This is a genomic window from Streptomyces katrae (genome assembly GCF_002028425.1).
Classification (GTDB): Bacteria; Actinomycetota; Actinomycetes; order Streptomycetales; family Streptomycetaceae; genus Streptomyces; species Streptomyces katrae_A.
Window position 1 is genome coordinate 1 of sequence record NZ_CP020044.1, and the last position, 22009, is coordinate 22009.

Annotated in this window: 16 protein-coding genes; 9 read left to right on the top strand and 7 right to left on the bottom strand. The window is 74.3% G+C overall.

Annotation, left to right across the window (positions count from 1 at the left end; genetic code table 11):
* The first annotated feature begins 173 nt into the window (after nucleotides 1-173).
* A complete protein-coding gene (locus B4U46_RS35685) occupies nucleotides 174-1562 on the top strand; it encodes a CoA transferase (protein ID WP_079432422.1) in 1389 nt (462 codons plus the stop codon).
* 57 nt (nucleotides 1563-1619) lie between these two features.
* Here B4U46_RS35685 and B4U46_RS35690 read toward each other — a convergent pair whose 3' ends face one another.
* Nucleotides 1620-1931, bottom strand: coding sequence for a hypothetical protein (locus B4U46_RS35690; RefSeq protein WP_123996040.1), 312 nt, complete (start codon nucleotides 1929-1931; stop codon nucleotides 1620-1622).
* A gap of 188 nt (nucleotides 1932-2119) precedes the next feature.
* Here B4U46_RS35690 and B4U46_RS35695 point away from each other — a divergent pair, with 188 nt between their 5' ends.
* Entirely contained in the window at nucleotides 2120-2602 is a 483-nt protein-coding gene (locus tag B4U46_RS35695) for a DUF6924 domain-containing protein (protein WP_079432424.1), read from the top strand.
* 541 nt (nucleotides 2603-3143) lie between these two features.
* Here the strand turns inward: B4U46_RS35695 and B4U46_RS38530 are convergent.
* Nucleotides 3144-4370 (bottom strand): CHAP domain-containing protein, encoded by a 1227-nt coding sequence (locus B4U46_RS38530; protein WP_079432425.1) that lies wholly within the window; start codon nucleotides 4368-4370, stop codon nucleotides 3144-3146.
* Between the two features lie 48 nt (nucleotides 4371-4418).
* On the opposite strand from B4U46_RS38530, the gene B4U46_RS35705 reads away from it, so the two are divergent.
* The 7 genes from B4U46_RS35705 to B4U46_RS35735 all read left to right on the top strand — a co-directional run bounded on the left by B4U46_RS35705 (nucleotide 4419) and on the right by B4U46_RS35735 (nucleotide 11985).
* On the top strand, nucleotides 4419-5003 hold the full coding sequence (locus tag B4U46_RS35705; RefSeq protein ID WP_237293459.1) for a helix-turn-helix transcriptional regulator: 585 nt from the start codon (nucleotides 4419-4421) through the stop codon (nucleotides 5001-5003).
* 682 nt (nucleotides 5004-5685) lie between these two features.
* Nucleotides 5686-6744: a glucose-1-phosphate thymidylyltransferase gene (locus tag B4U46_RS35710; protein WP_079432426.1), complete on the top strand. Its 1059-nt coding sequence runs from the start codon at nucleotides 5686-5688 to the stop codon at nucleotides 6742-6744.
* Entirely contained in the window at nucleotides 6741-7766 is a 1026-nt protein-coding gene (gene rfbB / locus B4U46_RS35715) for a dTDP-glucose 4,6-dehydratase (protein ID WP_079432427.1), read from the top strand. The genes B4U46_RS35710 and rfbB overlap by 4 nt, the downstream gene beginning before the upstream one ends.
* Before the next feature lie 146 nt (nucleotides 7767-7912).
* Entirely contained in the window at nucleotides 7913-9256 is a 1344-nt protein-coding gene (locus tag B4U46_RS35720; RefSeq protein ID WP_107438488.1) for an NDP-hexose 2,3-dehydratase family protein, read from the top strand.
* A 79-nt stretch (nucleotides 9257-9335) separates the two neighbouring features.
* Complete coding sequence (locus tag B4U46_RS35725) at nucleotides 9336-10319, top strand: Gfo/Idh/MocA family protein (RefSeq protein WP_079432428.1); 984 nt, start codon at nucleotides 9336-9338, stop codon at nucleotides 10317-10319.
* A 104-nt stretch (nucleotides 10320-10423) separates the two neighbouring features.
* Nucleotides 10424-11242, top strand: a complete 819-nt coding sequence (locus B4U46_RS35730) for an AfsR/SARP family transcriptional regulator (RefSeq protein ID WP_079432429.1) — start codon at nucleotides 10424-10426, stop codon at nucleotides 11240-11242.
* A gap of 134 nt (nucleotides 11243-11376) precedes the next feature.
* Nucleotides 11377-11985, top strand: coding sequence for a response regulator transcription factor (locus B4U46_RS35735; protein ID WP_079432430.1), 609 nt, complete (start codon nucleotides 11377-11379; stop codon nucleotides 11983-11985).
* Between the two features lie 41 nt (nucleotides 11986-12026).
* On the opposite strand, the gene B4U46_RS35740 is transcribed toward B4U46_RS35735, so the two are convergent.
* The 5 genes from B4U46_RS35740 to B4U46_RS35760 all read right to left on the bottom strand — a co-directional run bounded on the left by B4U46_RS35740 (nucleotide 12027) and on the right by B4U46_RS35760 (nucleotide 21995).
* Entirely contained in the window at nucleotides 12027-15029 is a 3003-nt protein-coding gene (locus tag B4U46_RS35740) for a non-ribosomal peptide synthetase (RefSeq protein ID WP_079432431.1), read from the bottom strand.
* A 77-nt stretch (nucleotides 15030-15106) separates the two neighbouring features.
* Nucleotides 15107-16102 (bottom strand): TauD/TfdA family dioxygenase, encoded by a 996-nt coding sequence (locus B4U46_RS35745; RefSeq protein WP_079432432.1) that lies wholly within the window; start codon nucleotides 16100-16102, stop codon nucleotides 15107-15109.
* Between the two features lie 193 nt (nucleotides 16103-16295).
* The gene (locus B4U46_RS35750; protein WP_261993700.1) at nucleotides 16296-16934 is read right to left on the bottom strand and encodes a 4'-phosphopantetheinyl transferase family protein; all 639 of its coding nucleotides are present in this window, start codon (nucleotides 16932-16934) and stop codon (nucleotides 16296-16298) included.
* Nucleotides 16935-17040: 106 nt separating this feature from the next.
* Nucleotides 17041-17802: a thioesterase II family protein gene (locus B4U46_RS35755; RefSeq protein ID WP_079432434.1), complete on the bottom strand. Its 762-nt coding sequence runs from the start codon at nucleotides 17800-17802 to the stop codon at nucleotides 17041-17043.
* 71 nt (nucleotides 17803-17873) lie between these two features.
* Nucleotides 17874-21995, bottom strand: a complete 4122-nt coding sequence (locus B4U46_RS35760; protein WP_079432435.1) for a type I polyketide synthase — start codon at nucleotides 21993-21995, stop codon at nucleotides 17874-17876.
* Nucleotides 21996-22009: the final 14 nt, after the last annotated feature.

Sequence of the window (22009 nt, forward strand, 5' to 3'; positions counted from 1 at the left end):
GGCGGCCAGGTGCTTGCGGACAACCTGCCGGCTGCCGCGATAGCCCCGTTCGCAGATTTCCAGAAACAGGCGGCTGCCGCTGACGTGGCCGAGACTTTCGGTGAACCGGGTGTTCAAATACGGCTTGAACGGCCCGGGAACCCGGAGGTGGCATTCAGTGCCATAGTGCGGGTATGAGCTCTCCATTCTTCGCAGGTACGTCGCAGGCTTGGGCGGCACTGGGTGCCGATTCTTCTCTGCTTGACCGGGTGTCCTTCGGCGGTCCGTCCGGAGGACTGCCAGCGCGGCTGCCCGTCATGGAGCTGGCGCGGGCCACCGTCGCGGTGTGCTCGCTCGCGGCCGCCGAGCTCACCGCCGTACGCACAGGGCGGCCCGTTCCCCGGGTGCGGGTCGACGACGAGTCGGTCGCGACGGCGTTCCTCAGCGACCGGCTGGTGCGGGTCGACGGGCAAGCGTGGGCGACCTTCGCGCCGCTGTCCCGGTTCTGGCGGGCGGCCGATGGATGGGTCCGTACGCACGCCAATTACCCGCACCATCGGGCCCGGTTGCTTGCCAGTCTCGGGGTGCCGGGGGACGCCGGCGAGGAGGCGGTTGCCGCGGTGGCCGCGGCGATCGCGGAGCGTACCGCGCTGGAGGTGGAGGAGACCGTGTACGCGGCGGGCGGTCTGGCCGTCGCGGCACGCGGCCCCGAGGAGTGGGCCAAGAGCGGGCAGGGGGTCCTAGTCGCGGGGCAGCCGCTGCTGACGACGGTGCGCGTCGACGACGCCCCGAGCAGGGTGCTCGGTGACGCCGCGCTGCCGTGCGCAGGGCTGCGCGTCCTGGATCTGACCCGGGTGCTCGCCGGGCCGGTCGCCACCCGAACGCTGGCGCTGCTCGGGGCGGATGTGCTGCGGATCGACGCCCCGCAGTTGCCGGAGAGTCAGGAGGCCCACAACGACACGGGGATGGGGAAACGCTCGACGACCCTGGACCTGGGTGATGCCACCGGCCGCCGGGTCTTCGAGGAGCTGCTCGACGAGGCGCACGTGGTGGTGACCGGTTACCGGCCGGGCGCGCTGGACCGGTTCGGGCTGACGCCCGAGGCGCTCGCCGGGCGCCGTCCGGGGCTCGTGATCGCACAGTTGTCCGCGTGGGGCCGTTACGGGCCGTGGCACGAGCGGCGCGGCTTCGACAGCCTGGTCCAAGTGGCCACCGGCATCGCCGAACTGGAGGGCTCGCCGGACTCGCCCGGCGCGCTGCCCGCCCAGGCGCTCGACCACGGCACCGGCTATCTGCTGGCGGCCGGGGTGCTGCGTGCGCTCACCGAGCAGCACCGCACGGGCGGCACCCGGCTGGTACGCCTGGCCCTGGCGCAGACCGCGCACTGGCTGGTCCACGACCTGGCCCCCGCTCCGGGCGAGGATGACGGTTTCGACGCCGGGCGCTGGCTGACCGAGACCGACAGCCCCATGGGCCGGCTGCGGCACGCGCTGCCGCCGGTGTCGTACGAGGGAGGCCCGGTGAACTGGGGACGCCCGCCGGGTCTGTGGGGCACGGACGCCGCGGTCTGGGGCGGCGCCTGACGGTCGCACAGTGAACAACCGTGCGGCACGGGTGAGGCCGGCCAGGGCTTATGACGGTCAGGGAAGGGCCTCCCCGTACTGAGCCAGTAGCGCCCGCAGCTGGAGAGCCTTGCCGTCCCCGCGGCCCTGAAGACGGTTCTTGTTGTTGCGCTTCCACCTGACGAGCGCCTTCTCCTGCTCGTCGCCGAGGGTCAGGCTCGGCTGTACGTGCCCCCGCACCGCCCCGAAGACCGCAAGTTGCTGGAGCATCGAGGCCCACTGGTCTCCACGCTGGTCCCAGGTCCATCCCGGCAACGCCTCGAGCTCGGCCTCCTGTACGGCCGACAGCACATCGCGGCGGGTACGCCAGGAGTTCAGCCAAACTCCCACTCGGTAGCCATTCCACTCCTCGCGCTGCTTGATCGACGAGACGCGCCGTCTCCTCCGCCTGCGGGGCGTCCAGGGCCCGGCTGGCGGGCTTCGCCCCCTGAAGCGCACACGGGTGTGTCAGTGCTCTCGCCTAGCGTGAATGCAGAGTGCGTAAGTAGTGACCTGCGTGGATGGGTGGGGGAAACGGCATGAGTGACCGTGTGGAGTGGCCGGCGGGGCGTGACAAGGACGCCGCGCTGGTCATCAGGACTGACTACGACGATGAGCAAGCGTGGGCGGCCGTGAAGGCGGCGCTGATGAAAACCTGGGGTGAGGAGGACGACTTCGAGCCGTACGTCCACATCGTCGACGATCCGGCGTGGACGGGTATCACTCCCGCTCAGGTACTTTCCGAGGCATCCGCGCACGAAGAGCGCCACCACGTGGCCTATCTCGCTGACTACACCTCGATGCGGGAGGCCCCTGTCACGCTGCTGGCGCTGTCCCTGCTGACCAGGCAGGAGTGCGAAAGCGACGAAGAGTTCGAAGCGTACGGCGGCTCGTTCCGCGTGGTGCCGTACGGGATCCACGAGATGAACGCGAACCTGATGATCGCCAACCTCGACTTCGGCGATTTCGCGGACGTGGCCGGGGACGACCCCGAGGGCGTCTTCCGAGGCTTTGCCGACTGAAGCGCTCAGCCCGCCAACTCGGGCGCTCATCCGCCAGCTGAAGCGCTCAGTCACACCAGGACCCATGCGAGGTCGCGCCCAGGTAGGCGTCGATCGCCTCGCGCAGGACGTCGGCCGTCTCGGTATCGGTCGTGCCGTGGAGTCTGCCACCCGCCGGCGCGGGGGTGCACCCTTCCGGCCGGCCTACGGGCGGGGGGCGTCTGACGGGTCCGGACCAGTCGCTCTGGTGGGATCCGCCTGCCCGTGAGGCTTTATTGCTGGAGTGGGCGCGGGCCGCGGCCATCTTGGCCGGCGACTCGAAGACGGCAGGCCGGTGGTCGTCGCGGCTGCCCTGCTCCGCGACGTAGGAAGTGTTTCTCGATCTCGTGACGTGGATGGGGTGTTGCGGCCAGGCTGTCGGAATGGGCCGTGGGGATGTGACGAACGCGGAGTGGAGCCGCCTGGAGTCGTTCTTGCCTCCTGGTGGCGCGGGCCCCGCGTGAACGCTGCGTGCCCGGCACGGGAGTCCGTACCGGGCACGCAGCGTTCACGCGGCCGAGTATCAGCTGCGCAGGTCGAGTGAGAGGGCGGTGGCGTTGCCGGCCTGGCCGGGGATCGCGTTGTCGTACCAGGTGCCCGCAGCGTCGCTGTAGATCTCGTGCAGGGTGCCGTTCTCGACGGCCTCGACGACGCGGCTGCCGTCCGCCTTGACGCGCACGGCGAGCGCGCTGATGCCGTCACCGACGCCGGGCACGGCGTTGTCGTGCCAGGCACCGGTGCTGTCGGTGTAGATCTCGTGCAGCCGGCCGCCCTTGGAGGCCTCGATCACGCGCTGGCCTGACGAGTTGTAGGAGAAGGCGAGTGCGCTGATGCCGCCTCCGACGCCGGGCACGGCGTTGTCGTGCCAGTTGCCGTCCGTGTCCGAGTAGATCTCGTGCAGCGTGCCGTTCTCCACCGCCTCGATCACGCGGTTGCCCTGGGGGCTGTAGGAGAAGGCGAGTGCGCTGATGCCGGTGCCGATGCCGGGGACGGCGTTGTCGTGCCACGCGCCGGCCGGGTCGGTGTAGATCTCGTGCAGCACGCCGTCCTCGGCGGCCTCGACCACGCGGGCGCCGGTGGAGTCGTAGGAGAAGCCGAGGGCGTTGATGTTGCCCGGGATGCCGGGTACGGCGTTGTCGTGCCAGCCTGCGGCGTCGGTGTAGACCTCGTGCAGCGCGCCGCCCTCGACGGTCTCGATCACCCGGTTGTTCTTGGCCGGCGGCGCCGGGGGCGGCGGCGGGGTGGAGGTGTCCCGGCCGCCGATGGGCGAGACGTAGCCGCTGATCCTCTGCCCCCCGAGGTAGCTGCCGACCGCACCGTTGAAGTGGGTGTTGGCCGTGACATGCGAGGTGGCGGACCAGTTGCCGCGCACACCGCCCTGGTTGCCGCCGATGTCGTTGATCGTGCCGTCGCCGTTCACGGCCGTGACGAGGGCGACGTGGTCGGCGTGGCCGGCCCCGTCGTAGTTGAAGAGTATGGCGTCGCCGACGTGCGGGGTGCTGTGCAGGCCGCCGTTGTACCGGCCGAAGCTGCCGGCTGCGGAGTTCAGGCCGGTGACGTCCACGCCGTCCTGTGACCAGACCCACTTGGCGAAGTCCGCGCACCAGGCCTCTGGGCCGCCGCTACAACTGGAGTAGAAGCCGGTGCTGCCCGCGCTGTTGGTGTCGCAGGCGCCCTTGCCGATGTTGTTGGCGGCGATGCCGACGATCGTCGAGCCCACGCTGGCGGAGGCGGACTGGGCGCCGAGCATCAGGGCGGGCACCAGCGTGCCGGCGGCGACGGCGGTGGTGAGGAGGCGGTGCCAGGTGTCACCGAGGCCCTCGGAAGCCAGCCCGGCAACCAGCGGCCCGAGGACCTCGCCGCCGGCCGACTCACCGACGCCGAGGCCCTCTCCCGCGGCATCGCCATGCGGACCCTCTACCAGGACTCGGCCCGCAACCAACCGCACGTCGCCACCTACGCCCACTGGCTGCTCAGCCAGGGCGGCGAGGTCCGCACCGCGGCCACCATCCCGCCGCGCATGGTGATCATCGACCGCAGCCAGGCACTCGTCCCGATCGACCCCGCGGACAACCGCAAGGGCGCCCTGTACGTGACCGAACCCGGCATCCTCGCCGCCCTGCTCGACCTCTTCGAACAGGCCTGGAACACGGCCGTCCCCCTCGGCGCCGCCCACCCCGAGGACACCCGGACCGGACTCACCGCCACCGAACGCGAACTACTGCGCCTGCTCGGCTCCGGACTCACCGACGACGCCGCAGGCCAGCGCCTGGGAATCTCATCCCGCACCGTCGGCCGCCACATGTCCTCGATCATGGAGCGCCTCGGCGCCAGCAGCCGCTTCGAAGCCGGAATCAAAGCAGCGCACCGCGGCTGGCTCTGAGCCGCCCATCGGCGTCCCGCGCCGACTGCGACCCCTCGGCCGTACCGGGCACCGAGACCGGCCGTTGACGGTGCCCCCGTCCACCAAGGACGTGCAGAAGATGTCGTCGGGGCCGTTGATGTCGCCGTTGACGGCGACGGACCGGGTTGCCGTTGACGGGTGCAGGCGCTGACGGTGTGAGCCGGGGTGGCCAGCCCCGGTAGACGTGGCGGACCGTCACCTGCCGGGGGGCCACGGGGCGGACGTACCAGCCGGTGGTGCCTGCCGCGATCGCGCGTCCGACCGCGGAGTTGCTGGATGCGGACCAGGTTGCCCGCGGGGTCGCGGAAGGCGCGGTCGCGGGTCGGCGTGCGGGAGGACGGTCGTGTGATGTCCGTGGCGAGCAGGCCAGGTGAGGGCCTGGGGGCGGGCGGCCGGGCCCAAGGGGGGCGGTAGGGGCGGTAAGGGTGTCGGGGGGCGGGGGCGTCCCTAGGCTCCGGTGCAGGCCGGTTCACCCCTGGGCGCCGGGGCGGCTGTGGGGGACGGAACCGGTGGTGGGGCGTTCGGGGGCATCCGGCACGCGCGTCCCGCCCCACGACGGGGACCGTAGCGCGCCGCGGACGGTGTGCGCGCGTCCACCGATGGAGCCCGACACACCCGTCGCCGCCCGACGAGTCGGCAGACCGTCTGAGGAGAAGGCTCGATGAAAGCCCTGGTCCTGTCCGGGGGTATGGGCACACGCCTGCGCCCCTTCACGTACTCGATGCCCAAACAGCTGATCCCGATCGCCAACCGGCCCGTCCTCCTGCACGTCATGGACAACCTGCGCGCGCTCGGCGTGCGCGAGGTCGGGGTGATCGTCGGGGAGCGCCGCGACGAGATATCCGCGGTGCTGGGCGACGGCTCGCCGGTGGGGATGGAGGTGACCTACATCCGCCAGGACGCGCCGCTCGGGCTCGCGCACTGCGTGCGGATCGCCCGGGACTTCCTGGGCGACGACGACTTCGTCATGTACCTCGGGGACGTGATGCTGACCGACGGCATCGTCGAGATGGCCGAGCGGTTCGCCCGCAACCGCCCCGAGGCGCAGGTGGTCGTGCAGCGGGTTGCGGACCCGAGGGCGTTCGGGCTGGCCGAGACGGACGCCGACGGGCGGGTGACGGCCCTGGTGGAGAAGCCCGAGCACCCGCGGGGCGACCTGGCGATGGTCGGCGTGTACTTCTTCACGCCCGCGGTGCACGAGGCCGTCGCGGCGATCGGGCCCAGCGCGCGCGGCGAGCTGGAGATCACCGACGCGGTGCAGTGGCTGGTCGCCGAGGGCCGCGAGGTGCGGGCCGAGGTCTATCCGGGCTTCTGGAAGGACACCGGGCGCGTCGACGACATCATCGAGTGCAACCGCCAGGTACTGGGTTCGCTGCGGCGCGCCGTGGCGGGCGCGGTCTGCCCGGACAGCGAGGTCGTCGGCGACGTGGTCGTGGACCCGACGGCGCGGGTGACGCGCTCGCGGATCGTCGGGCCGGCCGTCGTCGGCGCGGGCTCGGTGATCAGCGACAGCCACATCGGCCCGTACACCGCCATCGGGGACGGCTGCGTCCTCGACGACACGGGCGTGGCCGACTCGATCGTGCTGGCCGGGGCGACCGTGCGGGACGTTCCGGGCATCCACGGTTCGGTGATCGGCCGGGGCGCCGCGGTCAGTTCGGGCCGCTCGCGCCACCGGCTGCTGGTCGGCGACGACGCCCGGGTGGAGGTGGCGGTGTGAGGCTGCTGGTGACCGGCGCGGCCGGATTCATCGGGTCGCACTACGTGCGCACCCTGCTGGCCGGCGGGTACGCCGGCTACGAGGACGCCCGGGTGACGGTGGTGGACAAGCTCACCTACGCCGGCAACCGGGACAACCTGCCCGCCGCGCACCCCCGGCTGGACTTCGTGCGCGCCGACGTGTGCGACACGGCGCTGCTGCGCGAGCTGCTGCCGGGCCACGACGCGGTGGTGCACTTCGCGGCCGAGTCCCACGTGGACCGGTCGATCGACGGGGCCGCCGCCTTCACGGCGACCAACGTCGGCGGGACGCAGAGCCTGCTGGAGGCGTGCCTGGCCAGCGGGGTGGAGCGGGTGGTGCACGTGTCCACCGACGAGGTGTACGGCTCGATCGCCGAGGGCATGTGGACGGAGGAGTGGCCGCTGGCCCCCAACTCCCCGTACGCCGCATCCAAGGCGGGCTCGGACCTGTTGGCGCGCAGCTACTGGCGCACCCACGGGCTGGACGTGTCCATCACGCGCTGCTCCAACAACTACGGGCCGTACCAGCACGTGGAGAAGCTCATCCCCCGGTTCGTGACGAACCTGCTCGAGGGGCGGCCCGTGCCGCTGTACGGGCAGGGCGCCAACGTCCGCGAGTGGCTGCACGTCGACGACCACTGCCGGGCCGTGCAGCTGGTGCTGGCCTCGGGCGGGGCCGGTGAGATCTACAACGTGGGCGGCGGGAACGAGCTGGCCAACCGGGACATCACCTACCAGCTGCTGGAGCTGTGCGGGGCGGGTCCGGAGATGGTCCGGTACGTCGCCGACCGCAAGGGGCACGACCTGCGGTACGCCCTCGACGACTCCAAGATCCGCGAGCAGCTGGGGTACGAGCCCCGGGTGCCGTTCGAGCGGGGCCTGGCCGAGACCGTCCAGTGGTACCGCGACCGGCCCGACTGGTGGAAGCCGCTGCTGGACGGCGGCGGCGCGGCCGCCGACGCGGGCGCCGCGGCGTTCGCGGGCGGGAGGGCCGCCGCGTGAGCGCGCTGCGCGTCAGCCCGCTGCGGGCCCTGCGCCAGGCCGCCGTGTCCTCCCGGCCGGCGGGCGCGGGCCGGGCGCCGGTCCCGTCCCCGGCGGGTCCCCCCTACCCGGCCGACGGCCTTCCGGGGCCGCGCGGCGACCGCGGCCTGCGGGAGCGGCTGGCGGCGTCCGCCGCCCGGCGCGAGGCGGGCGTCCAGCTGCGGACCGGGGAGTTCCCGGCGTGGCTTGCGGAGCGCGGGCGGGCCCACCGCTTCTCGGTGGCCCGGATCCCGTTCGCCGGCCTGGACGGCTGGGACTTCGACACGGACACCGGGAACCTGCGGCACCGCAGCGGCCGGTTCTTCACCGTCGAGGGGCTGTCCGTGCGGACGACGGCGGGGCCGGTGCCCTCCTGGCAGCAGCCGATCATCCGCCAGCACGAGGTGGGCGTCCTGGGGATCCTGATGAAGGAGTTCGACGGGGTCCCGCACTTCCTGATGCAGGCGAAGATGGAGCCCGGCAACCCCAACCTGCTCCAGCTCTCCCCCACCGTGCAGGCCACCCGCAGCAACTACACGCGGGTGCACGGCGGCGCCGCCGTGCGCTACCTGGAGTACTTCATGGGGCCGCGGCGCGGGCGCACCGTCTGCGACGTGCTCCAGTCCGAGCACGGCTCGTGGTTCTACCGCAAGAACAACCGCAACGTGATCGTCGAGACGACGGAGGACGTGCCGGCGCACGAGGACTTCTGCTGGCTGACGCTGGGGCAGCTGTACGAGCTGCTGGGGCGGGACAACACCGTCAACATGGACTCGCGGACCGTGCTGTCGGCGCTGCCCCTGCCCGGCGCGGCCGGCGGGGACGCGGACAGCGGCGGCCGGGCGCTGCTGAGCGATGCCGAGGTGCAGGGCTGGCTGACCTCGCACCGCTCCGAGCACGCCTGGCACATCGAGCGGGTCCCGCTGCTCGGGCTGCCCGGCTGGTACCGCACCGGCGACACCGTGGCCCGGCACGACGGCCGCTTCTTCCGGGTGGTGGCCGTCTCCGTACGGGCCGCCAGCCGCGAGGTGGGGAGCTGGAGCCAACCGCTGCTGGAGCCCGTCGGGATGGGGGTGACCGCCTTCGTCGTGCGCGACATCGGCGGGGTGCGCCACGTCCTGGTGCAGGCCAAGGCGGAGGGCGGGCTGCCGGGGGTGGTCGAGCTGGGCCCGACGGTGCAGTGCGTGCCGGGCAACCACCCGGCCGGGCGGTGGCCGTTCCTGCTGGACCACGTGCTGTCCGCGGGCCCCGCCCGGGTCCTGTACTCGGCGGTGCACGCCGAGGAGGGCGGCCGGTTCCGCAACGCCGAGAGCCGCTACCTCGTGGTCGAGGCGGACGAGGCGGTGCCCCTGCGGCCCCCCGCCGAGTACGCCTGGCTGACCGTGCCCCAGCTGTCCGACATGGTGCGCCAGGGCCGGCAGGTCAACGTGCAGGCCCGCACCCTGCTGGCCTGCCTCGCCTCCCTCGCCTGAGGCACCGCCCGCACCATCGGCACGGGTCCCCGCCGGGGGCCCGTGCCCTTTTCCGTGCCCTTTCCCTTCAGGAGGATCCGTGGATCCCGTCCGTGTCGGCGTGCTCGGCTGCGCCTCCATCGCCCGCAGGCGGGTGCTCCCCGCGCTGACCGCCGCCCCCGCCGCCCGGCTCGTCGCCGTCGCCGGCCGCAGCCCGGACAGGACCGCCGAGGTGGCGGCCGCCTTCGGCTGCGAGGCGACCGGCTACGGGGAACTGCTGGCGCGGCCGGACGTGGAGGCGGTGTACGTGCCCGTGCCGACCGGGCTGCACGCCCGGTGGGTCCGGGCGGCGCTACTCGCGGGCAAGCACGTCCTGGCCGAGAAGCCGCTGACCACCGACGCCCGCCAGAGCGCCGCGCTGACGGCGCTGGCCGGCGAACGCGGCCTGGTGCTGCGGGAGAACTTCATGTTCCTGCACCACTCCCAGCACGCCGCGGTGGCCCGGCTGCTCGCCGCCGGCGCCCTCGGCGTGCTGCGCTCGTTCGAGGCCGCGTTCACGATTCCGGCGCCGCCGCCCGAGGACATCCGCCACCGCGCCGACCTCGGCGGCGGCGCCCTCCTCGACGTGGGCGTCTACCCGCTGCGCGTCGCCCAGCTGTTCCTGGGGCCCGGACTGGAGGTGGTGTCCGCCGCGTTCGACGCCGGTGCGCCCGGTGCCGTCGACACCGGCGGGAGCGTCGTGGTGCGCTCCGCCGCCGGAGTGACGGGGCGGCTGGCCTTCGGCATGGACCACGCGTACCGGTCGCAGTACGCCCTGCACGGCACCGGCGGCAGCCTTCGCGTGGACCGGGCGTTCACCCCGCCCGCCGACCTGCGCCCGGTGCTGCGGCTGAGCGGCCCGGGCGGCGAGCGGGAGGTCCTGCTGGAGGCGGACGACCAGTGCGCCAACACCGTGCGCGCCTTCGCCGAGGCGGTGCGCGCCCCGCTCCGCGATCCGGGGCCGGGGCGGGAGTCGGTGGCGCTGGCCCGGCTGGCGGACGAGGTGAGGCGCGTCGCGACCGTGAGCCGTTCACACGGCATATGAGAAATTCAGCGGCCGATCACGGAGGGCGGCACTGGGCCGGGCTCCCGGCCCGGTGCGACGATCGGACGGCACCCCGACCGCAGCCCCCCCCCAGGAGGAACGACGTGGAGATCCGCGTGCTCGGACCGTTGACGGCCCACGAAGAGGGGACGTCGGTCGTGCCCACCGCCGGCAAGCCCCGGCAGATCTTCGCCACGCTCGCCCTGAACGCCGACTGCCCCGTGCCGATCTCCACGCTGATCAAGGAGCTGTGGGGGGAGTCGGCCCCGCGCAGCGCGGTGCGCACCCTGCAGACGTACATCATGCAGCTGCGCCAGCGCATCGAGGCCGTCCTGGCGGACGGCGACCCGCGCTCGGCCAAGGACGTGCTGACCACGGAGGGCAGCGCCTACCGGCTGGCGGTCTCCCGGGAGCGGGTGGACATCGCGCGCTACGAGCGCACCGCTGCGGCGGGCCGTACGGCCCGGGCCGCCGGTGACGACGCGGCCGCCTCCACCCTGCTGTCCCGGGCGCTGGGCCTGTGGCGCGGCCCGGCGCTGGTGGACGTGCCGGTGGGGCGGGTGCTGGAGGCGGAGGCGCTGCGCTGGGACGAGGACCGGCTCTTGACACTGGAGCAGCGCATCGACTGCGACCTGCGGCTGGGGCGGCACCGGGAACTGGTGCCGGAACTGCGGGTGCTGACGGCCCGCTACCCGATGGACGACCGGTTCTGCCGGCACTTCATGCTGGCGCTGTACCGCTCCGGCTACACCTGGCGGGCGCTGGAGGCGTACCAGCGGCTGCACGCGGAGCTGACCGCGGAGCTGGGCCTGAGGCTGCCGAGGGACGTGGAGCGGCTCCAGCACCTGATCCTGTCCGAGGACCCGGAGCTGGACCTGCCGGGGTCGGTGGCGCACCGCGAGCGGGCCCTGCTGTTCGCCTGAGCCCGCGGTCGTTCCCGGCCCTTTCCCGGCCCTTTCCCCGCCCATTCCCGGCCAGGGACAACGTGTACCCTGCAACGGCCAGGGGCCGACCCCGACCGTCGGTGGTCGCCCTGGCGACGGGAACGGGGGACTCCATGATCCGCGTCATGCTCGCCGAGGATCTGTACATATTGCGCCGCGCGCTGGCTTCCCTGCTGGCGTTGGAGAGCGACCTCGACGTGGTCGCCGAGGTCGAATCCGGCCATGACATCCTGCCGACGGCCCGCCGGCTGAGACCGGACGTGGCGGTGCTCGACATCGACCTGCCGGGGGTGGACGGCATCACCGCGGCCGCGGCGCTCCACGAGGAGCTGCCCGAGTGCCGGGTGCTGATCCTGACCAGTCTGGGCAAGCCCGGCACCCTGCGCCGGGCCCTGGAGGCGCGGGTGTGCGGCTTCCTGCCCAAGGACGCCGAGCCGGCGCGGCTGACCGCGGCGATCCGGGCGGTGGCCGAGGGACAGCGGGTGGTCGACCCGCAGCTGGCCCTGTCCGCCCTGGACGGTGGTCACGAGACCCCGCTGACGCCCCGCGAGACGGAGGTGCTGGAGCTCGCCGCCAGGGGCGAGGGTGCCAAGCAGATCGCCTCCCGGCTCTTCCTGTCCGTCGGGACGGTGCGCAACTACCTGACCAGCTCGGTCAACAAGCTCGGCGCCCGCAACCGGGTCGACGCCATCCGCATCGCCCGCGAGTCCGGCTGGATGTGAGGCCGGGCGGGGCCACGGGCCGTGGCCCGTGGCCCCGGCCGTCAGCCCTGCTCGGCGGCTTCGCGCGCGAGTTCGGCGATCCGGGCCGGGGTGGGGCGGCGCAGCACCTCGTCGAGCCGCCCCATGAACCGCTGTTCGCCCGCCGCGCCGACGATCTCCGCGCACACCGCGGCGAGCATCGCCACCAGGGTGAAGGAGGTGCCGCCCAGCAGGTGGAAGTCGGTGTCCGGGCCGATCGACGCGGGGTCGGCGCCGAGCACGCGGGCCCAGATCCCGGCCACGGCCGCCTGCTCCGGGTCCGGCTCGGCGGCGGCCGGCGCCTGGGCTGCCCCGTCGGCGAAGGGGTCGGGCAGCCGGGACGCGTCCGCTTTGCCGTTGACGGTGAGGGGGATGTCGGGCACGGCCACGACGGCCGCCGGCACCATGTACGAGGGCAGCAGGCGCGCCGCGAACGCGGCGGGCTCCTCGGAGGTCGTGGCGGGCCGGGTCACCACGTACCCGCACAGCAGCCCGTCCGCGCCGGCCGCGCGGCGCCGGTCGACGACCACGGCCCGCTCCACGTCGGGGTGCCGCTCCAGCACCCGGGCGATCTCGGCGGGCTCGACGCGGTGGCCGCGGACCTTGACCTGCTCGTCGTTGCGGCCGCAGGACTCCAGCTCGCCGCCGGGCAGCAGACGGGCCAGGTCGCCCGAGCGGTAGGCGCGGGTGCCGTCGGCGAGGGTGACGAAGCGTTCGCGGGTCAGGTCCGGGCGGCCCCGGTAGCCGCGCGCCAGCTGCTCGCCGGCCAGGTACATCTCGCCGATGGCGCCCGGCTCGACGAAGCGGCGTTCCTCGTCGAGGAGGTGGATGCGCGTGTTGTCGGTGGGCACGCCGATCGGCACGGAGGCCGCCTCGGCGTCGCCGTCCCGGCCGAACCGGCGGGTCATGCAGCCGACGGTGGTCTCGGTGGGCCCGTACTCGTTGAAGATGCCGCACTGCGGGCCGAACGCCTCCTGGGCGGCCGCCGCGACCGAACCGCGCAGCAGCTCACCGCCGGCGATGACCGCCTTGAACCCGGCCGGCCGGATGCCGAGGCGGCCGATGAGGTCGAGGTGGGTGGGCGTCAGCTTGATCGCGTTGCAGCCGGAGTCCTCCAGGACCTCCCGCAGGGTGACGTGGTTGAGCTCGCCCGGCACCAGGGCGACCGAGCCGCCCACGAGCAGCGGCAGGAACAGCGCGGTGTTCGACAGGTCGAAGGCGAGCGAGGTGAACAGCGGGAAGCAGGTGCCGGCGTCGACGCCGTAGACGCGCAGCGCCCAGTCGGCGAACGTGGTCAGCGCGCCGTGTTCGATCTCGACGCCCTTGGGGGTGCCGGTGGAGCCCGAGGTGTAGATGACGTAGGCCAGGTCCTCGGGGGCGGGTCCGTCCGCCGGCTGCGGGAGCGGGCCGTCGTGCGGGGGGAGGTCCGCGGGGACCAGGCCCTCGCAGCCTTCGGGCAGGCAGTCGCGCCCGGCGTACCGGCGGTCGGTCAGGCACAGGGTGCTGCCCGCGTCGGCGAGTACGCCGGCCAGGCGCGCGTCGGGGTGGTGGGGGTCGAGCGGGAGGTAGGCGGCGCCCGCCTTCAGCACGCCCCAGATGCTCGCGACGGCGTCGGGGGTCCGGTCGGCCAGCAGGCCGACGAGGCTCTCGCGGCCGATGCCGCGCCGGCGCAGCCCGGCGGCGACGGCGGTGGAGCGGGCGTCGAGCTCCCGGTAGGAGACCTCCCCCTCCGGGCCGGTGAGGGCGACGGCGTCGGGGGTGCGGCGGACCTGCTCGGCGAAGCGGTGGACGACGCTGCGGGCCGTGTCGACGGGGCGGTCGGTGCGGTTGCCCTCCCAGTGGCGGTGGGCGCGCGGGGACAGGGCCTCCTCGATCCGGTCGAGGAGCTCCTCGGCCCGCTCGGCGACGCCCGGGCCGTCGTACCAGCCGAGGGTGATCTCGGTGCGGCCGCCGACCTCGCAGACGTCGACCTCCGGCGGGCCGACCGGACCGGAGTTGGGGAGGGCGTAGACGGTGGCGGGGTGGAAGCCGGGGGCGGTGAACTCCGCCAGGTCGAGCCGGCCCATGTGCGAGACGGTGGCCAGGGCCGCGTAGCGGCCGGCCTTGGCGGAGTAGGCGTCGAGCGCGGTGATCTGCTGCTCCAGCACGTCCAGCGGCGCGGACGGCAGGGAGGGTTCGGCGCGGGCGGCCAGGTCGCCGCCGGCGGCCAGTGTGCGCAGGAGCCGTTCGTGGGCTTCCTGCCAGGGCTTGCCGGCGGTGACCTCCAGCAGCGGGTTGTGCACGAGGTTGCCGGTGGTGCGGACGTCCGGCAGGTGCCGGCGCAGGTCGACCGGGACCATGATCCGGCCGGTCTCCAGGCCGGAGCCGGCGGTGACGACCGTGGCGATCTTGGCGACGAGGGCGGAGTGGCTGCCGTCGACGGTGCGCCGGCGCCACAGGAACCCGCCGCCGGGGGCGGGCCGCTCGCCCAGGCAGGACGGCCAGTTCAGGTCGGGGGTGGGGCCGTCGAACTCGGGGACGCCGACCTTGTCGAGCAGGTCGGTCTCGGTCAGTTCGGAGTCGGCGCCGAGCAGTGGTTCGCCGCGCAGCGCGCGGAAGACCTCGCCGGCCCACAGCAGGACGCCCTTGCCGTCCATCGCTCCGTGGAAGGCCCGGAAGACGACGGTGGCCGGGTCGCCGTCGAGGAGCAGGACCTCGCAGGTGGGCCCGCCGTCGCCCATCAGGGGCGCGTGCAGGGCGGGCTCGTCGGCGAAGGTGGTGCGGTCCAGGCCGGCGCCGAGGCCGGTGCGGACCTCGGGCGCGCGGCCGCTGTCGACCCACTCCATGCCGCGGCGGGTCACCCGGGAGCCGGGGCAGGCGTCGGCGGCGGCGGACACCGCGGCGGTCAGTGCCGCGGGGTCGATGGCGCCCTGGCCCTCGACGAAGACCTGGATGACACCGGGGACGGAGGGCGGGTAGACCAGGAACCAGCATTCCGTGGGGGACACCGGCCTGCGGTAGGTGCCCTTCTCGGCTCCGACAGCCATCGTGGTCCTTTCATCGGGGTGGGGTGCGTGAGGTGTGGCCCCGTCGTCGCGGTGCGTGCCGGACGCCGGGGCGGGGTTCAGGGGGTGCCGTGGACGACGGGGCCGTCGGCCGGGCGCAGGGCCCGCGAGCGCCTCAGGTCACGGTGGACGAAGGCGCGCTGGAGCCAGCGGTCGCGGCCGTCGTAGCGCGGCTGGAAGGAGTTGCGGCCGTGCAGGGCGAGCCGGTTGTCGACGAAGGCCAGGTCGCCGGGGGCCAGGATCAGGGTGGTGGTGACGCGGTCGATGGCGGTGCGCAGCCGGGCCAGGGCCGCGGCGGCCTCGTCGTCGAGGGGGGTGGTGCTGGTGAAGTCGACGGTGATGTCGGGGTCGCCGGGGCTGCCGGAGAGGACTCCGACGGCCTCCGGCAGGCCCTGGCCCTCGCCGAAGGAGGCGGGTGCGGCGGTGACGTAGCGGGGCTGGTGCAGCAGGGCCCGGTCGGCGTCGTCGAGCAGCGGCAGGGCGCGGCGGACGGAGGCGACGCGCAGTCCGGCGATGTCGGCGTGGTCGTTGCGCAGGCACATGAGGCCGACGAAGTCGGGGCGGAAGGGGTGGAAGGCGTTCTCGGTGTGCATGTTGAGCGCCACCGATCCCGCGTTGCCCTGGTACTCCTCCATGCCGGGGACGGGCACCACGTCGTGGACGAGCGCGCCCTGCTTCTCCTCGCGGAAGGAGACCAGTTCGCCCAGGCCCAGGGAGACCAGGGCCAGGGCGGCGGCCGGCACGGTGGCGGTGCGCTGGACCGACCCGGCGGCCAGCGGGGTGTCCGGGAGGCCGTCGGGGTGGCCGGGGAGGTTGCGCAGCAGGAGCATGGCGTCGGGGCCGGCGTCGCGGGTGAAGCGGCGCAGGGTGCGCCTGAGGCGGGCCGGCAGCAGGGTGCTGAGGTCCCGGGCGCGTTCGACCCACTCGGTGGTGTCGATCCGTGAGGGTGCGCTGCGCAGCAGGTCCCGGGCCAGCGCCTCGAGTTCGGCCCGTTCCGGCTCTCCCAGGGTCACCACCGCGTCGTTGCCGACCATTTCGGATACGTCAACAGACATGCCGTCCCGCTTTCTCGACGATTTCTGAATTTCCATGGACGAGGCTATGGAGGGGTATGGCCGGTACCAACCCCTAAAGCCGTGGGGAAAACCCCTCAATGCGGCCGGAAATAGCCGTGCGCATTTCTCCGCGGCAGGCCGGGCCGCCGGCCGGGGCATTTCCCGGCCGGTCGGTGTCCGACGGCTGCCCGGGTCAGGCGCCCACGGCGACCAGCGGCCCGCGGGCCGCCCGGGCCCGGTCCGCGGCGGGCAGGGCGATGGCGGTCATCAGCAGTCCGCCGCGGGCCTGCCAGCGCCCGGCCAGGGTGTGCATCGGCACGCCGCGCACGGCCGGTGCCGGGACCAGCAGCCGGGCCGAGAACGTGCCGGCGTACGGGTCGATGGTGATCGTCGCGTCGGTGAAGTCCAGGCGCCGGCGGGTCAGCGGGAACCACGTCTTGTAGACGGCCTCCTTGGCGCTGAACAGCAGGCGGTCCCAGTGGACGGGCCGGCCGGCGGCGGGCAGGGTGCGCAGCAGCCGGCGCTCCTCGCGCAGCGAGACGGCCTCCAGGACCCCGGGGGGCAGCGGGCCGTTGGGCTCCGCGTCGATGCCCAGGGCCAGGTAGGAGCCGGTCTCGGCGACCACGGCGCAGCGGTAGTCGGCGCAGTGCGTGATGCTGCCCACCACTCCGTGCGGCCAGCGCGGTTCGCCGCGCGGGCCCGGCACGACGGGCATCGGCTCGAGGCCGAGCCCGGCCATGGCGCGCCGGGCGCACAGCCGGACGGTGGTGAATTCCAGACGCCTTTTGAGGACGGCCTGGCCCAGCGCCCTTTCTTCTTCGGGAAAGAGCATCACGCCCGGCTCCGGATCCCCGAATTCCTCTGAACTCAGCACACCTGCCGGGAGAATTTCCTCGATCATGTCACCCCCATGTGTGATATTTCTGCGCGGGCCGCGCTCACACGGCCGCGGGTGCCCGCAGTCCGTCGGCGATGTCCGCGACGACGGCCCGGCTGTGGTCGTTGAGGAAGAAGTGGCCGCCGCCGTAGACCTTCATCTCGAACGGGCCGGTGGTGTGCAGCGCCCAGTCCGCGACCTCCTCGACGAGCGCCTTCGGGTCGGCGTCGCCGGTAAAGGCGGTGATCGGGCAGCTCAGGTCGGGGCCGGGCTCGTAGCGGTAGGTCTCCGCCGCCTTGTAGTCGGCGCGCAGCGCCGGCAGGGCCATGCGCAGCACCTCCGGGTCGTCCAGGAGGCGGGACTCGGTGCCGCTGAGCCGCTGGATCTCCTGGATCAGCCGCTGGTCGCCCTGGGCGTGGACGTTCTCGTCGCGGTGGCGGGAGGGGGCGCGGCGCCCGGAGGGGAACAGCGCGGCCGGGACGACGCCGGCCCGGTGCTCCAGCAGGCGGGCCACCTCGAAGGCGACGGAGGCGCCCATGCTGTGCCCGAAGAGGGCGAGCGGCCGGTCCGTCCACGGCAGCAGCGCGGTGTAGACGCGCTCGGCCAGCTCCTGGATGTCGTCGACGCACGGCTCGTGGCGGCGGTCCTGGCGGCCCGGGTACTGGACGGCCAGCACCTCCACGTCCGGGGCGAGGGCGGCGGAGACGGGGAAGTAGTAGCTGGCGGAGCCGCCGGCGTGGGGCAGGCAGACCAGGCGGGCGGAGGGGTCCGGCGCCGGGTGGAAGCGCCGCACCCACAGGCCGTTGTCTTCGGTGTTGCTCATGTGATGCTGCTCCTCGGTTCGGTGTGCGCGGTGGGGCGCGGGTGGTGGGCGGAAAGGTCGTGGGGTCCCGGTCAGGCGGGTACGGGTACGGGGACGGGTACGGGGGCCGGGGCGGTCCCGGGGAGGCCGGCGAGCCAGGCGTCGAGGTGTCCGGCGGCGGTCGCGGCGTGCTCGCCGATCATCGTGAAGTGGCTGCCGGGGCTGTCCACGGCGGTGTGCGGGAAGTCCCAGCCGGCCCGCCAGTCGCCGTCCCCGGTCCACTCGCACAGCGGCTCGGCGGCGCGCAGCAGCAGGGTGGGGCAGGCCGTCGGCTCGGGGCGCCAGTCGGCGAACAGCGGGATGTACGCGGCCCAGGCGGTGACGCGGAAGTCGTCCATCGGCGTGTAGGCGGTGGTCCGTTCGGTCATCCCGTCCATCAGCTGCGGGATCCACGCGGCCATCACCTCGCTGTCGGAGGGGTAGACGTCCAGCAGGGCCTGGCCCAGCGGTGCCCGGCCGGCCGCTTCGAGGTGCCGGGCGAGGGAGTTGGCGACCATGGCGCCGCCGGAGTGCCCGGCGAGGACGAAGTCGCGCTCCCCCACGGCCTCCAGGACGGCCTCGGCCTGGGCCCGTACCAGCGCGTCACGGTCGGCGGGCAGCAGCTCGGCGGGGCCGAAGCCGGGGTGCGGCAGGGCGTACACGTCGCGCCTGCCGCGGAAGCGGGCGGCCAGGCGGGCGTACTCCTGCGCCCCCGCCAGCGGGGACATGGTGCAGCAGCACACCAGGGGCGGGCCCTCCGGCCCGGAGGCGAGGCGGACGGCCCCCGTGCTGCGGACGAGGTCGGCCGGGTCGCTGAACGTGGGCCGGAACGACGCGAGTTCGAGCAGCAGCCGGGTGTACTGGTCGGGCCGTCCGGCTCGGCGCGCGGCCGTGAACAGGTCGCCGAGCAGGCCCTGTGCCGCCGGGGCGGCCGACACCGGTGCACCGGTCCCGGCGGTCTCGGCCGTCCCGTGGCCGCGCGCGTCCAGGAGGCCGGCCAGGTGGCGGGTGAGGGACGGGACACCCGGGTGGTCGAACAGCAGCGTGCCCGACAGTTCCAGGTCCAACAGGCGGGCCAGCCGGTCGCGCAGCTCCAGGGCCGTCAGCGAGTCGAAGCCCAGCTCCAGGAAGTCCCGCTCCCCGTCGAGTTCGCCGTCGTCGGCGTAGCGCAGTACGGCCGCCGCGTGCTCCAGGACGGCCTGGCGCAGCAGCTGCTCGCGCAGCGCGGCGGGGGCGGCGGCGAGCCGGCCGCGCAGCTCCGCGCCGGCGGCTTCCGCCGCGGGCCGGTCGTCCTGCGGCTCGGCGCCGGCAGCGGCGGCGGGCTGGGGGGCCGGGGCGCCGGGGGGCTGCGGCCAGTAGCGCTGGTGCTGGAAGGCGTACGTGGGCAGCTCGGCCCGGCGGCCGCCCCACGGCCGGTACACGGCCGCCCAGTCGACGTCCGTGCCGCGCACGTGCAGTTCGGCGACGGCGGCCAGCAGGCACTCCTGTTCGGGCCGGCCGGGGCGCAGCGCCGCCACGGCGGCCGGGGCGGGGGCTGCGGTGTCCGCGACGGCCGTGAGGGACTCCCGGGCCAGGGCGGTCAGTACGCCGCCGGGTCCCAGTTCGAGGAAGGCGGTCGTGCCGGCGCCGTGCAGCCAGCGCACGCCGTCGTCGAAGCGGACGGTGTGCCGTGCCTGGCGCACCCAGTAGTCGGCCGTGCGCACCTCGTCGGCGTCCACGGGCCGGCCGGTGAGGTCGGAGACGAGCGGGATGCGCGGCGCGCGGAAGCCGATCCGCTCGGCCACCCCCCGGAAGTCCTCGAGCGCGGGGTCGAGGAGCGCCGAGTGGAAGGCGTGCCCGGACGGCAGCCACTTCGCCTTCACCCCGCGGGCCTCGAACGCGGCCACGACCTCCCGCAGGGCGTCGGCAGGCCCGGAGAGCACCGTGGAGGCCGGGCCGTTGACGGCGGCGACGGCGACGGCCCCGCCGTGCGGGTGGCCGGCCAGCAGGGCGGCGGCCTCCTCCTCGCCGGCCCGTACGGCGGCCATGGTGCCGCCGGGCGGCAGCGCGTCCATCAGCCGGCCCCGGGCGGCCACCAGGGTGCAGGCGTCCTCGAGGGTGAGCACCCCGGCGGCGTGGGCGGCGGCGAGCTCTCCGACCGAGTGGCCGAAGACGAAGTCGGGGACGACGCCCCAGTGCTCCAGCAGCCGCAGCAGGGCGGTCTCCACCGCGAACAGCGCCGGCTGGGCCCAGCCGGTGCGCTCCAGCAGCGCGGCCCGCGGCGAGCCCGGTTCCGCGAAGGCGACCTCGCGCAGCGGCAGGTCGAGCAGCGGGTCGAGGTGGGCGCAGACCGCGTCATAGGCCTCGGCGAAGGCGGGGAGGGCGGCGTACAGTTCGCGTCCGGCGGCGGCCCAGCTGCCGCCCTGCCCGGTGAACAGGAAGGCGGTCCGGGCGCCGCGGACGGCCTGCCCGGTGACGAGCTCGGCGGCCGTCGCGCCGTTCTCCAGTGCGGTCAGGCCGCGGACGGCGTCCTCGGCGCCGGCGGCGAGTACGACGGCGCGGCGTTCGAAGTGCGTGCGGGTGGTGGCCAGCGCTCGGCCCACGTCCAGCGGCCGGTCGCCGGGATGGGCGGCCAGGTGGGCGGCGAGCTTGCGGGCCTGGCCGCGCAGGGCGGCGGGGGTGCGGCCGGAGACCGGCCAGGGCAGGACGGCGGGCGCGGCCGCGGGCTCTTCGGCGGCCCCTTCCGCCGGGGCTTCTTCCGCCGGGGCCTGTTCGAGGATGACGTGGGCGTTGGTGCCGCTGACGCCGAAGGCGGACACGGCGGCGCGGCGCGGCTGCCCCGTCTCGGGCCAGGGGCGCGCCTGGGTGAGGAGCTCGACGCCGCCGGAGGACCAGTCGACCATCGGGGACGGCGCGTCCACGTGCAGCGTCCGGGGCAGCACCCCGTGCCGCATGGCCTGGACGGCCTTGATCACGCCGGCCATGCCCGAGGCGGCCTGGGTGTGGCCGATGTTGGACTTCACCGAGCCCAGCCACAGCGGCCGGTCTGCGTCGCGTCCCCGGCCGTAGGCGGCCAGCAGGGCCTGCGCCTCGATGGGGTCGCCGAGGGTGGTGCCGGTGCCGTGCGCCTCCAGCAGGTCGACCTGGTGGGCGGCGAGCCCGGCGTCGGCGAGGGCTTGGCGGATGACGCGGCGCTGGGCCGGTCCGCTGGGCGCGGTCAGGCCGTTGCTGGCGCCGTCCTGGTTGACGGCCGAGCCGCGCAGCACGGCGAGGACCGGGTGGCCGTTGCGCCGCGCGTCGGACAGCCGCTCGAGGACGAGGACGCCCGCGCCCTCGCCCCAGCCGGTGCCGTCCGCGGCGGCCGCGAAGGACTTGCAGCGGCCGTCTCCGGCCAGGCCGCGCTGGCGGGCGAACTCGGCGAACGCGCCGGGCGTCACCATCACGGTCACGCCCGCGGCCAGCGCCAGTGTGCACTCGTCGGCGCGCAGGGCCCGCGCCGCCAGGTGCAGGGCGACCAGGGAGGAGGAGCAGGCGGTGTCGACGGTGACGGCGGGCCCCTCCAGGCCGAGGGCGTACGCCACCCGGCCCGAGATCACGCTGCCCGAGGAACCCGTGAGCAGGTAGCCCTCGGTGCCCTCCTCGCTGCCGAGCAGGCCGGCCGCGTAGCCGGAGGAGGAGGCGCCCGCGAAGACGCCGGTGGCGCTGCCGCGCAGCGAGGCCGGGTCGATGCCGGCCCGCTCGACGGCCTCCCAGGCGGTTTCCAGCAGCAGCCGCTGCTGGGGGTCCATGGCGAGGGCCTCACGGGGGGAGATCCCGAAGAAGGCGGGGTCGAAGCCGGTGGCCGTGTGGACGAATCCGCCGACCGGCGCGTAGCCGTCGGCGGCGGCGCCGTCGGTGCCTCCGTCGGTGTCCGCCTGGGCGCGGGCTCCGGCGGTGAAGCCGGCCGCCTCCCAGCCGCGGTCGTCCGGGAAGCCGCCGAGGGCGTCGACGCCCTCGGCGACCAGCCGGTACAGCTCGTCCGGGGTGTCGGCGCCGCCCGGGAAGCGGCAGCCCATGCCGACGATCGCAATGGGCTCGGCGGCCCGCGCGGCCCCGGCGGCCAGCCGCCCGTTCTCCGTGCGCAGCCGTTGGTTGTCCAGCAGCGTCGTCCGCAGCGCGGCGACGACCTCGTCGGTGTTCGTCTCGCTCACCGGTATCCCTCTCCCCCTAG

Bases quoted from the DNA above. Each gene is read 5' to 3' on its own strand.
- B4U46_RS35755 (WP_079432434.1), bottom strand. From the start codon at position 17,802: ATGAGCAACACCGAAGACAACGGCCTGTGGGTGCGGCGCTTCCACCCG.
- B4U46_RS35740 (WP_079432431.1), bottom strand. From the start codon at position 15,029: ATGGCTGTCGGAGCCGAGAAGGGCACCTACCGCAGGCCGGTGTCCCCC.
- B4U46_RS35750 (WP_261993700.1), bottom strand. From the start codon at position 16,934: ATGCTCTTTCCCGAAGAAGAAAGGGCGCTGGGCCAGGCCGTCCTCAAA.
- B4U46_RS38530 (WP_079432425.1), bottom strand. From the start codon at position 4,370: ATGCTCGGCGCCCAGTCCGCCTCCGCCAGCGTGGGCTCGACGATCGTC.
- B4U46_RS35695 (WP_079432424.1), top strand. From the start codon at position 2,120: ATGAGTGACCGTGTGGAGTGGCCGGCGGGGCGTGACAAGGACGCCGCG.
- B4U46_RS35745 (WP_079432432.1), bottom strand. From the start codon at position 16,102: ATGTCTGTTGACGTATCCGAAATGGTCGGCAACGACGCGGTGGTGACC.
- B4U46_RS35685 (WP_079432422.1), top strand. From the start codon at position 174: ATGAGCTCTCCATTCTTCGCAGGTACGTCGCAGGCTTGGGCGGCACTG.
- B4U46_RS35735 (WP_079432430.1), top strand. From the start codon at position 11,377: ATGATCCGCGTCATGCTCGCCGAGGATCTGTACATATTGCGCCGCGCG.
- B4U46_RS35710 (WP_079432426.1), top strand. From the start codon at position 5,686: ATGAAAGCCCTGGTCCTGTCCGGGGGTATGGGCACACGCCTGCGCCCC.